The sequence below is a fragment of the Nesterenkonia sandarakina genome (assembly GCF_013410215.1).
In the GTDB taxonomy this organism is placed as follows: Bacteria; Actinomycetota; Actinomycetes; order Actinomycetales; family Micrococcaceae; genus Nesterenkonia; species Nesterenkonia sandarakina.
The window spans coordinates 1,495,787-1,507,092 of sequence record NZ_JACCFQ010000001.1; the positions used below are offsets into that span (position 1 = coordinate 1,495,787).

Consider the following 11,306-nt stretch of genomic DNA (forward strand, 5'->3'; position numbering starts at 1 on the left):
GCTCCTTTCACCAGGTGGCTCCGGGGTGCTGGCGGGCCAGCACCTGCATCTCGGCTAGGATGAATCCGCGCTGCTCGGAATGCCGTCCGGAGCGGTCCGCCCCGTGGGCGCCGGACATGTCGGGGATGCTCAGCCCGGCCTGTTCGATGACCTGGTGCAGCCGGGTCAGCGTCGGCTCGCGCAGCGTGGAAGGCAGCACGGCGATCTCGCCGAGCGAGGTCATCGGCTCCACATCGGTGAACAGCTCCTCGACGTAGGACCACACCGAGTCCAGGCCGGCCTGCACGCGGCGGGCGGACTCCTCGGTGCCCAGGCCCAGCCGCAGGATCCACTGGGCGGCGTGGTCCTGGTGGTAGTCCACCTCTTTGAGCGCCTTCTCCGCGATGGCCGCGAGGGTGGCGTCGGTGGAGTGCACCAGCCGGCTGTAGAGCTCGTGCTGGTAGAAGCTGAAGATCAGCTGCCGGGCGATGGTCTTGCCGAAGTCGCCGTTCTCCTGCTCCACCAGGCGGCAGGAGCGGAACTCCTCCTCGCCGCGGAAGTAGGCGAGGTCATCCTCGGACTTGCCCCAGGCGGTGCCGGCGTAGGTGAGCAGGAAGCGGGCGTGTCCGAGCAGGTCCAGGGAGATGTTCGCCAGCGCGACGTCCTCCTCCAGCTCGGGTGCCCGGGAGATCCAGGCGCTCAGCCGCTGGGCGAGGATCAGGGAGTCGTCTCCCAGCAGCAGGGCGTAGCGGGCGGTGGCGTCATCGGCCTTGGCGCCGGATTCGGCGATCTCCTCGGCGGTGATCGCCTCACCCTGGGACTGGCGGGTGGCGGAATCATGCGATGCGAAGCTCACAGGTGCTTCACCCCTTCGGACTGGGTGTAGTACGTGGCGTGGCGGTAGCTCTTGCCCTGGGCGGACTCGAAGTAGGCACCCTTGGAGTCCGGATCCGAGGCCATGATGGCCTCGGCCGGCACCACCCACACCGAGGTGCCCTCGTTGCGCCGGGTGTAGAGGTCCCGGGCGTTGCGGATCGCCATGGTGGCATCAGGTGCGTGCAGCGAGCCCGCGTGGACATGAGAGAGCCCGCGTGAGGACCGGATGAAGACCTCCCAGAGGGGCCAGGAGCTGGAATCTGCGCTGGAGGTCATGGCCTCGTCTTTCTCATGGTGAGTGGATGGGGTGTGGCGGGGGAGGGGGGTCAGGCGCCGATCAGGGCGGCCTGATCCTGCTCCTGGGACTGCCGGTTCGCGTAGGCGACCGCGGCTTCACGGACCCAGGCGCCCTCGTCGCGGGCCTTGCGGTAGTGCTCCAGGCGCTGCCGGCTCAGCGGGCCGTTGCCCTTGATCACGGCGAAGAACTCGTCCCAGTCCAGGTCTCCGAAGTCGTAGTGGCCGCGCTCCTCGTTCCACTTCAGCTCAGGGTCCGGAAGTGTGAGTCCCAGGGCCTCGACCTGCGGGACCAGCATGTCCACAAAGCGCTGACGCAGCTCATCGTTGGTGAAGCGCTTGATCTTCCAGGCCATGGACTGCTGGGAGTTCGGGGAGTCTCCGTCTGGCGGGCCGAACATCTGCAGCGCCGGCCCGTAGAAGCGGTTCACGGCGTCCTGGGCCATCTGGTGCTGCGCTTCGGTGCCGTGGGAGAGCGAGTAGAGGATCTCCCAGCCCTGGCGCTGGTGGAAGGACTCTTCCTTGCAGATGCGCACCATGGCGCGTCCGTAGGGCCCATAGGATGCACGGCATAGCGGCACCTGGTTCACGATGGCGGCGCCGTCGACCAGCCAGCCGATCGCCCCGATGTCCGCCCAGGTCCGTGCGGGGTAGTTGAAGATTGAGGAGTACTTGGCCTTGCCGCTGTAGAGCTGGTCGTACATCTCTTCGCGGGGGCGCCCCAAGGTCTCAGCGGCGGAGTAGAGGTAGAGCCCGTGTCCGGCCTCGTCCTGGACCTTGGCCATCAGGATGGACTTGCGCTTGAGGCTCGGGGCGCGGGAGATCCAGTTGCCCTCGGGCTGCATGCCGATGATCTCGGAGTGCGCGTGCTGGGAGACCTGCCGCACCAGTGACTTCCGGTAGGACTCGGGCATCCAGTCCCGCGGTTCGATCCGGGAGTCTTCGGCGATGATCTCGTCGAAGCGGTTCTGCCCGGCCTCCGCCTCGGCGAGTGCCGCTGCGGCGTCAGCCTCATCGGCGAGGTGCAGGGGAGCGTGCTGGTGGTTCTCGGGTGACATGGTCATCCTCTATTCCGTCGCATTATTTACCGACCGTTCGTTCAGTATAGCACTGGAGGTGTGACGGTCAACACTGGGCTCTGGCCCTCATGCGTCGACGAGTTCCCGGGCGGGTTCGCCGAGTCTGCGGACCCGCGGACTCAGCAGCGAGGCCAGGGCGACGATCACCCAGAGGCTGACGAAGACTGTGGTGGCCAGGTGCAGGCTGCCGCCCTCGATCAGGACGGCGCCGCCGCCGATGCCCAGGGCCGGGGTGAGGGTGAGGATGGCGTTCTGGGCGCCGAGGACCCTGCCGCGCTGGTTCTCCGCGACGTTTTCCACGAAGGTCAGCCCGACGACGGCGTTCATGGCGCCGCCCCCGAGGCCCGCGACCGCGGCCGAGGCGAAGATCGACCAGACCGGGCCCAGGAAGGCGAGGCCGCCCAGACCCACCGCCAGGGTGGCGATCCCGGAGATGAACCAGACCCGGCGCGGAATTCTGTTGGCGAGGCCGGCGAAGAGGCCGCCGCCGACGAGCAGGCCTGCGGCCAGAGAGCTAAGCACAAATCCGACGAACTGCGGCTCATCCTGGAAGGCGAAATGGACCGGGATCACCATGCCCTGCATGGCCGCCAGCACGACCCCGAGCGTGACCGCCAGCAGGAGCATCATGCGCAGCAGGGGGGAGCGGAGCAGCAAGGTCAGGCCGTGCAGGAGCCCGCGGACGCCCTGCGTGGTGGGCGCCGCGTCGCGGTGGCGCTGATGCGCCGTCGCCCCGGACGGGATGCCGAGCGTGAGCAGCACTGACAGGGCAGCCATCCCGGAGGTGATCCACAGGACTGTCACCGGTTCCAGAGCTGCGACCAGCACTCCGGCCACTGCGGGACCGATCAGCATGGTCACACCGGTCATTGCCTCGCGCAGTCCGATGAGCCGGGCAGGCTCCGATCCCACCGCCTTCGCGATGGCTGGCAGCATCGCCTCCCGGGCGGTCATGCCGGGGACGTCGCCGAAGGAGCCCAGGATGGCCACCGCGATGAACCAGCCCAGGTTCAGGCCTGCCGTGAGCTCCACGATGGGCAGGATGACCAGGGCGACGGCGGAGATGGCGTCCGAGAGGATCGAGGCGGTGCGGCGATTGATCCGATCGATCAGAGAACCCATCAGGAGTCCGGCGATCGCGGCCGGCAGCGCCGCGGCGATCGCTACGATCCCGGCGTCGAGCGGGCTGCCGGTGGTGAAGAGCACGAGCAGCGGAAGGGCGATGGCGGTGACCGAGTTGCCCAGCAGCGAGGTGACGAATGAGGCGAAATAGAAGAAGGAGGTTCTTTTCATGCCCACAGTGAAGGCCATGACGTCGCGTCAGGGTCAAACTCGCGTGCCTCAGTCCGCCTGGGGATGCTCCAACTCCTGCTGGATCCGGGTCAGGACGCGGCGTTGCACCGGGTCGAGCCTGCGCAGGTTCAGCTCCTCCATCAGGGCTGTGACCTGGTCATCCAGCGGCGGCAGCTCGGCGAAGCGTTCCTGCACGGGACGCAGAACCAAGACCATCTCCTGGATCAGCGAGTCGACCTCAACCTCGGGAGTCTCGGCATCCAGGGCGGAGAAGCGCGCCGTCAGCGGTGCGATTATTCGGGCGTTGAGTGCCGCGAACCCTTCGGCGAACACCTGATGGCCGCCGTCGTCGAGAAGGTGTCCCAGCAGCACCAGCTGCTCGTGCTCATACCGCGAGATCTCTTCAGAGACGGATGCGTCCGGGGCCGAGCGCCAATCGGCGAGCTCCGGGGGAAGATCCAGCGGCGCACCGCTGCGGCGCAGCTCGGCGATGCGCGCCCGGCGGGCCTCGAGTCGGTCGATCTCCGCGGCGGCCTGCAGATCGAGCTCTTCGAGCAGGTCCTCTGCGGCGGACGGACCGTCCAGTACCGTGTGGAGCTCCGCGAGCGGGACGCCCAGGGTGGTGAGTCTCTTGATGCGCAGGAGCTGGACCAGATGGCTGATGTCGTAGCGGCGGTAGCCTGCGCTGCTGCGCGGAGGCTCGGGGAGCAGTCCCATCTGGTGGTAATGGCGCACCGTGCGCACGGTCACCCCGGCCAGGTCGGCGATCTCACTGCTGAGCACTGGTCCACTCCTCTGCTTCAGGCCGGCTGTCCGGTGTTCTGCCCGGCCGCACGACGCCGGATCCGGATCGGGCCGCGGGCCGTGGTCAGGTCAACCACCTCGCCGCGCTGGGTGATCTCTACGACGCCTGCAGCGACGAGGCGCCCAGCGGCGGCGCGCGCCGCGTCCATCTCCTCCCGCCACTGCTCACCGCCCACCGCGCGAGCGGCCTCGGAGGGACAGATTGTCGCGTTCGCAGCCCGCTGGGCGAGCAGCTCGAGGATCGCGCGTTCCATATCGCGATCGGAGATCGCGGAAGGTGGTTCATTCATGACTTCAGTCTGCCGCACCCGTGGCGGCTCGGCGATGCGTCGCAGACATCGAGCCGAAGAGAGCCCCGCCGAAGCTCAGGAGGGCATCGACGGGGCTCTTCGGTTCAGCGAGCGCTGACTATTCGCTGTGACTCTAGCTCTGGCCGTCGCTCTGGCTCGGCGCAGCGCCCGCGTGATTGGACTCGGCCAGCGCCTCGCCCATGGCCGTTCCCTGGACCTTCGCCTGCAAGATCGAACCCAGGTCGATCCCGGTGGCGGCCTCAACACTCTTGAACACCCCGGCCAGGGCCACGGAGGACTCGCCGTCGAAGTGCTTGGAGGCTCCGGAGTCGCCGGAGCCGCCGATCAGGGTCATCGAGCCGATGTTCGCGTAACCGGCGGCGAAGGACTCCATGAGCTGGGGCAGCACCGCCAGCGCCTCGCGGGCGAGCACCGCTTCCTGATTCTCGCGCAGCGCCTCGGCCTCGGCGCGGATGGCGGCGGCCTTGGCCTCACCTTCCTCGCGGATCGCCGTGGCCTCCGCCTCGGAGCGGCGCAGGCGGGCCCGGGCCTCGGATTCGGCGACCAGGGCCTCGGCCTCAGCTGCCTTGGTGCGCTCGTAGGCCTCTGCGTCGGCGCGCTTCTGCTGCTTGTACAGATCAGCGTCGGCAACTCGTTTGACCTCGGCGTCGAGCTCGGCCTGGCGGTTCTCGGCGCGCTGCCCCAGCACCTCCTGGCGGGCTTTCTCCCCGGCCAGAGCTTCGGCCTGTTCCGCCTGCGCGCGAGCCTGACCCACGCGTGAGGTCGCGGCCGCCTGGTTCGAGTCGTACTCGGTCTCCTCAATCAGGTTCTGCTCTTGGTTGGCGATCCGCTCTTTGGCGATCGCGCGTTCGGCGTTGGTCGCAGCGATCTCTGCGGCCTGCCGCTTGGCCTCGATCTCCGGGGCGCCGAGTGAGGAGATGTAGCCGGAGTCGTCGGTGATCTCACGGATCTGGAAGGAGTCCAGCAGCAGACCCTGGGTCTGCAGCTCCGGGGAGATCGATTCCGAGATCTCATCGGAGAACTTCTGCCGGTCCCGCATCAGCTGGATGACCGTCTGCTGCGCCATCAGTCCGCGCAGCGCGCCTTCGAGCTGGTCCTGGGTGTACTCGACCACCGCGTTGTCCTGGGAGGCGAAACGCTCGGAGGCGGCCTTGACGTCTTCTACGTTGCTGCCGATCTTGACCAGCGCGACCGCCTCGGCGTTGATGGTCACGTTGTCGTGGCTCTGCGCGGTCACGGTCATCAAGACCTGCCGGGACCGCAGCGAGATGATCTCGTGGCGCTGCCGGATCGGGTTGACCAGCGCCCGACCGTTGACGATGACCTGCTTGGGGCGCGAGCCTGGAACATCGGAGCGCGAGGACTTGCCGGTGACCACCAGCGCCTCGTCCGCCCGGGCAACCTTGGTCCAGGCGCGCATGATCAGCAGAGCGACCGTGCCGATGAGCACCGCGGCCACGAGCAGACCGACTATCAGAGCCAGCGTCCCACCGGTTGTCAGAACATCCATCCGTCAGTACCTCTATCTGCGTCCGTGTTGGGGGCCAGCGATGTGCGCCGGCAGGAGCCGCCCCGATCCGCGGGTCAGCGACCTGCGGAAAGAGCTAATCTTCAGGACTTTGGATCGGATGGTGCGAAAAGAGAGTTCACCTCGGCTGGTCAGCACCCAGGAGGGGGCACTGACAAGCCAAGATGAACCGAAACGTGTCCTGGAGACAACCTGACGCTAACCTGAACAAAATCCCTGGGTCAACAGGTCCAGGTGACTGTGACCCGCGAAATTTGGGCGCGGTGCAGGGGTGTGTGGACCGTCAGGCCCGTCGCGGCGCGGATGCAGGCAGTTGAAGAAGGCACCTATTGTGTCGAAGTTTCAGCCCTGCTCGGTGGCTCGCAGTCCGCCGAGGATCATCTGTTTCACGGTCTCGGCCAGGGCTGCGTCGGGGGCTCCGCCGACCGGGCGGTACCAGTCCACGATCGAGTTGATCGTGCCCATGGCCAGACGGGAGGCGGTGCGTGCGTCGATGTCCTGGCGCAGGTCACCGTCCTGCTGGGCCTGCCGGATCAGCTCCGCGATGCGCAGCGTGATCTCACGGCGTCGCTGCAGCGCCTTGAGCTCCATCTCGGAGTTCCCGCGCAGCCGCAGCAGCAGCGTCACATAGGGCAATGAGGTGGTCAGCACCTTCACCGATTCACTCAGGATCATCTCCAGCTCCGCCAGAGCGGGGGCGTCCAGCGCCTCGGCTTCGGTGACCACACGCTCCAGCTCGGCCAGCGAGCGGTTCAGCGCGATGTCCAAGATCTCTTCCTTGGAGCTGACATGGTGATAGATCGCAGACTTCGAGATCCCCAGCTCGCGGGAGAGCGCACCCATGGAGGTTGCCTCGTAGCCGTGGCGGTTGAAGGTCTCGACACAGACGGTGATGAGCCCCTCGCGGTCATAGCCGGGGCGGCCCCGGCGGGAGGCGGACGCCGTCGTCGAAGTCGTGGTCATGACTCCACACTAGTCGCGGGACTAGCGTGGCCGCTGATCATAGATCCGGCGCAGCTTGCCCGAGGAGCGCGCCAGCGAGCCTGGCTCCTCCACGCTGATCTTGCAGCTGGACCCGACCTTCACCTTGATCTGCCGCGCGAGCTCCGCTCCGGCTGCCTCAGCGTCTGTGGCGGAGGTCTCTGAGCGGCGTTCGATGTGCACTGTCATCTCATCCATCTTGCCCGGTCGGGCCAGGCGCAGCTGGAAGTGCGGGGAGAGCTCCTTGATCTCCAGAGCGATCTCCTCGATCTGGGAGGGGAACAGGTTGACCCCGCGCAGGATGATCATGTCGTCGCTGCGCCCGGTGATCCGTCCCATCCGGCGGTGCCCGGGACGTTCCGAGCCGGGCAGCAGCCGGGTGAGGTCATGGGTGCGGTAGCGGATGATCGGCAGCGCCTGCTTGGTCAGCGTGGTGAAGACCAGCTCGCCGTGTTCTCCGGTGCGCAGCACCTCTTCGCTGATCGGGTCGATGATCTCGGGACGGAAGTGGTCCTCCCAGATCGTCGAACCGTCCTGGCGCTGCACAGATTCACCGGCCACCCCGGGGCCCATCACCTCGGAGAGGCCGTAGATGTCGCAGGCCTTCAACGCGAAGGTCTGCTCGATCTCATGGCGCATCTTGTCGGTCCACGGCTCGGCGCCGAGCACGGCGACCTCCAGTGAGGTCTCCCGCGGGTCCACGCCGGCGGCACGGAAGGCATCGGCCAGCGCGAGCAGATAGGTGGGGGTGCACAGGATGACCCGAGGCTTGAAGTCCTGGATGAGCTGGACCTGCTTCTCGCTCTGACCACCGGACATCGGGATCACCGTGGCCTTGAGCTTCTCGATCCCGTAGTGGGCGCCCAGGCCCCCGGTGAACAGGCCGTAGCCATAGGCGTTGTGCACCAGATCTCCCGGGCGGACCCCTGAGTAGCGCAGACAGCGAGCAAGCAGGGTCGCCCAGTTCTCGATGTCCGCATCGGTGTAGCCCACCACGGTGGGACGACCGGTGGTGCCTGAGGAGGCGTGGACCCGGCGGACCTGGTCCATCGGCACCGCGAAGGCCTTGAATGGATAGGCCGCGCGCAGGAATTCCTTGTCGGTGAACGGGAACTTCGCCAGGTCCTCCAGGGTCTGCAGGTCCTCGGGGCCGACACCGTGGGCATCGTAGAGCTCCCGGTAGGCCGCGACGTTGTCATAGGCGTGGCGCAGGGTCTGCTGCAGCCGGGTGAGCTGGAGAGCTTCGATCTCCTCGCGGCTCATCAGCTCCTCGGTGTCGGGCGCTGCGGGCTCGGTGGCGGGGATCAAGGCGGCTTCGGTGTTCAACAGGCTCATGGTCACTTCTTTCCGGGGGAGGCGATGGTGCGCGAGCGGCCGCGGAAGACGCCGAGGAGGTCGTCTCCGCGGGTGATCTTCACGTCATAGACGCCGCTGCGGCCGGTGCTCGCCACCTCGGTCGCCTCAGCGGTGACCGTCTCGCCGAGCAGGGCAGGCTTCAGGAAGTTGATGTCCACCCCGGAGGCCACGGTGATGGTGCCCTCATCCAGGTGCGGATGGTTGCACGCCATGGCGAAGCAGGTGTCGGCCAGAGCGAAGAGCATCCCGCCGTGGGCGATGTCGAAGCCGTTGGTCATGTCCTCGCGGATCACCATGCTGATCCGTGCGTGACCGGGGTCAGCCTGCAGGACCACGATGCCCAGGGCCTGCGACGCTCGATCGTTCTCCAACATCCGATGCCGCGGCTGGGTTGCGCTGCCCGAGGCTGCGGTGCTCGAGTTCAGGACCTCGGGGGCGAGCTGGGTGGACTCCGTCATCGATGCTCCTCATCGCATTTCCAGACCGAATGGTCAGTAAGTCAACTCAAGCACCGGAGTCGATGTGATGTCAAGCACAGGCGGGAGCCGTCCAGCTGCTGGCCCAGACGTCGGCGGACAGCGCCCCGATCAATGGCTCGTCTATTCGCGCAGTGCCGCGGAGTACCCCGAACGGAAGTCCGGGTGCAGCAGCTCGCCAAGCAGGCGGTGCAGCAGGGACCCGTCCAGTGCCTTGCCGTGGCCCGCGCCTAGCAGATCCGAGGCGAACAGGTCTGCGCCAGAGTGGCCGGAATCGGTGAGCACCACGCCTGACGGGGAGTCCGCGTGCTGGCGGACCGGTGAGTTCAGCGGCATCGAATCCAGCACCTGGGGATCGAGCCGCGGATCGCTCCACGGCCGGGGAAGGGCCAGCTGATCGGCCATCCAGTTGTGCACCACGCCCAGGGGCACCGGAAGCTTGTCCACCCCGAGCACCAGCTCCGGTGGCGCCGAGGAGGTCAGCAGTTCGACGGCGGCGCGCGCGGCGTCCTCGGAATGGATCCGGTTGGAGATCCTCCAGGCGTCGTGCTCTTCCTGACCTGCGGCCTCACCCACCGACCCGGAGCGCAGCTGCCGGATCAGCCGGTCGCGTCCGGGTCCGTAGATCCCGGAGAGCCGGAGGATTCCGCTGCGGGAGCGGGCCGAGCCAGCAGTCCCTGCGGCCCGCCAGTCCTGCAGCAGCGCCTCGGTGCGGGCGAGGATCTCCCCGGTGGGGCTGGAGGGGGTCAGTGGAGCGGATTCATCCAGCTTGCCGGAGGCATCGCCCAGCACCGAGGTGGAGGAGACCAGGAGCACCTGCACGGACTCGCCGAGTCCAGCCTGGGTGATCCGGTTCAGCACCCGCTCAAGACCGCGCAGGTAGACCTGCTCATAGCGCTCCGGGTCCCGGGTTCCGGCGGCGGGGGAGAACACCACCGCGGCGGTGTCGGCCGGCGGGGCTGGGATGCTGGACTCCTCGGTGAGGTCCATGGCCGCGCCGTCGAAGGCCTCCGGGAGACGCTCCGGGCTGCGCCGCCACCCGGTGACGGTGAAGCCTCGGTCCAGCAGCCGGTTCCCGATCCGGGTGCCGACGTCGCCGCAGCCCACTAACACGGCACGTGGAGCGGGGAAATCGGCGGGCAGCGGGGCGGCAGAGGAAGTCATGACCCGAGCCTAACGATCTCGCGCAGGATACGGTGATCAGTGCAGGTCAGAAGTCGAGATGCCAGTGAGCAACCACCCCGACCCCCTGAGATGAGCGCCGGATGATGAGCCCCAGAGATGCACTGCTTTCCACCGCAGCGATTGCCGCAGCGCTTGCGCTGAGCAGCTGTGGATCCTCCGAGGATGAGCTGCCGCAGGATGAACCGACGCAGCAGAGCCCGGCACCCGCCGAGGATCCGACGGAGTCCACCGAGCCGACCGAGGCCGATGAGTCAGCCGAGGCCAGCGACACCGCGGAGGCCAGCGACCCTGCCGAGGAGACGGCCTCCGCCGAACCGAGCGGGGACGCCGACGCGGAGGAGTCCGGAGCGGAATCCGAGGAGGAAGACCCCGCAACCGACGCCGAGGACTCCGAAACAGTCGACCTCAGCGGCTTCAACACCCAGCCCCAGGCCAGCGAGAACTTCGAGGACTATCAGCTCGACGTCGGCCACAACACGATCCAGGTGCTCAGCGAGGTCCGGCTCGGTTCACACGAAGGCTACGAGCGGATCGTGTTCGAATATGCGCTGGAGACCGACCTGGCGCATCAGGCCCAGTACATCGAGCCCGGCACCCAGGGGGAGAACTTCACCGAGGTCCGCGATGACGCGACCGAGGCGATGCTGCTGATCGATGTCCTCGGCACCACCGGCGGGCCCGAGGCGGAGGCCGCGGCCTGGACCGAGTCCTGGACCCCGCAGACCGATGAGGCCATGGTCCGTGGGATCGAACCCGGCGTGCTGCTCGGCGGGGAGTCCCAGCTGCTGGTCAGCCTGGACCAGGAGCGCGACTACCGGGTCCAGCAGCTTCAGGATCCGGTGCGGATCGTGCTGGACATCGCCCAGGACTAGATCGCCCCGGGCATCAGCCCCCCACCTGGCCTGGATTCACCGGCCGGCGAACCAACGGCAGAGACAGCAGAACCCCCGACAGGATCTCTCCCGACGGGGGTTCTGCTTCACAAGGGCGGAGGCGGGGGGATTTGAACCCCCGGTCCGCTTTGAGGCGGACACTTCATTAGCAGTGAAGCCCATTCGGCCGCTCTGGCACGCCTCCTGTGCCCACGATTTCGGCGAACCGATTCATGCGCCCGTCTAGACTAGCGGTTCGGCGAGGAAACTGA

The 11,306-nt window shown here is 67.4% G+C and carries 12 protein-coding genes and 1 tRNA gene; 1 reads left to right on the forward strand and 12 read right to left on the reverse strand.

The annotated features are described in order from the left end of the window. Positions 1-7 precede the first annotated feature (7 nt). From paaC to HNR11_RS06980, 11 genes are all read right to left on the reverse strand, one after another. On the reverse strand, positions 8-835 hold the full coding sequence (gene paaC, locus HNR11_RS06930; protein ID WP_179441687.1) for a 1,2-phenylacetyl-CoA epoxidase subunit PaaC: 828 nt from the start codon (positions 833-835) through the stop codon (positions 8-10). Next, positions 832-1,131 carry a 1,2-phenylacetyl-CoA epoxidase subunit PaaB gene (paaB, locus tag HNR11_RS06935; protein ID WP_058888315.1) on the reverse strand — a complete coding sequence of 100 codons (300 nt, stop codon included), beginning with the start codon at positions 1,129-1,131 and terminating at the stop codon, positions 832-834. The genes paaC and paaB overlap by 4 nt, the downstream gene beginning before the upstream one ends. Before the next feature lie 50 nt (positions 1,132-1,181). Next, positions 1,182-2,207 carry a 1,2-phenylacetyl-CoA epoxidase subunit PaaA gene (gene paaA, locus HNR11_RS06940; protein ID WP_083504741.1) on the reverse strand — a complete coding sequence of 342 codons (1,026 nt, stop codon included), beginning with the start codon at positions 2,205-2,207 and terminating at the stop codon, positions 1,182-1,184. 87 nt (positions 2,208-2,294) lie between these two features. Further along, complete coding sequence (locus HNR11_RS06945; RefSeq protein WP_179441688.1) at positions 2,295-3,521, reverse strand: MFS transporter; 1,227 nt, start codon at positions 3,519-3,521, stop codon at positions 2,295-2,297. A 48-nt stretch (positions 3,522-3,569) separates the two neighbouring features. Next, positions 3,570-4,304, reverse strand: a complete 735-nt coding sequence (locus tag HNR11_RS06950) for a MerR family transcriptional regulator (RefSeq protein WP_179441689.1) — start codon at positions 4,302-4,304, stop codon at positions 3,570-3,572. A 17-nt stretch (positions 4,305-4,321) separates the two neighbouring features. After that, complete coding sequence (locus HNR11_RS06955; RefSeq protein WP_179441690.1) at positions 4,322-4,615, reverse strand: DUF3253 domain-containing protein; 294 nt, start codon at positions 4,613-4,615, stop codon at positions 4,322-4,324. A 133-nt stretch (positions 4,616-4,748) separates the two neighbouring features. Continuing rightward, a complete protein-coding gene (locus HNR11_RS06960) occupies positions 4,749-6,146 on the reverse strand; it encodes an SPFH domain-containing protein (protein ID WP_179441691.1) in 1,398 nt (465 codons plus the stop codon). Between the two features lie 360 nt (positions 6,147-6,506). Next, positions 6,507-7,127: a TetR/AcrR family transcriptional regulator gene (locus tag HNR11_RS06965; protein WP_058888329.1), complete on the reverse strand. Its 621-nt coding sequence runs from the start codon at positions 7,125-7,127 to the stop codon at positions 6,507-6,509. 21 nt (positions 7,128-7,148) lie between these two features. Continuing rightward, a complete protein-coding gene (locus HNR11_RS06970; RefSeq protein ID WP_179441692.1) occupies positions 7,149-8,480 on the reverse strand; it encodes an AMP-binding protein in 1,332 nt (443 codons plus the stop codon). Positions 8,481-8,482: 2 nt separating this feature from the next. Beyond that, on the reverse strand, positions 8,483-8,959 hold the full coding sequence (gene paaI, locus HNR11_RS06975; protein WP_179441693.1) for a hydroxyphenylacetyl-CoA thioesterase PaaI: 477 nt from the start codon (positions 8,957-8,959) through the stop codon (positions 8,483-8,485). A gap of 141 nt (positions 8,960-9,100) precedes the next feature. After that, entirely contained in the window at positions 9,101-10,141 is a 1,041-nt protein-coding gene (locus HNR11_RS06980; RefSeq protein ID WP_179441694.1) for an NAD-dependent epimerase/dehydratase family protein, read from the reverse strand. A 101-nt stretch (positions 10,142-10,242) separates the two neighbouring features. On the opposite strand from HNR11_RS06980, the gene HNR11_RS06985 reads away from it, so the two are divergent. Further along, positions 10,243-11,034 (forward strand): AMIN-like domain-containing (lipo)protein, encoded by a 792-nt coding sequence (locus tag HNR11_RS06985; protein WP_179441695.1) that lies wholly within the window; start codon positions 10,243-10,245, stop codon positions 11,032-11,034. Positions 11,035-11,150: 116 nt separating this feature from the next. On the opposite strand, the gene HNR11_RS06990 is transcribed toward HNR11_RS06985, so the two are convergent. After that, positions 11,151-11,239, reverse strand: a tRNA-Ser gene (locus HNR11_RS06990). Positions 11,240-11,306 lie beyond the last annotated feature (67 nt).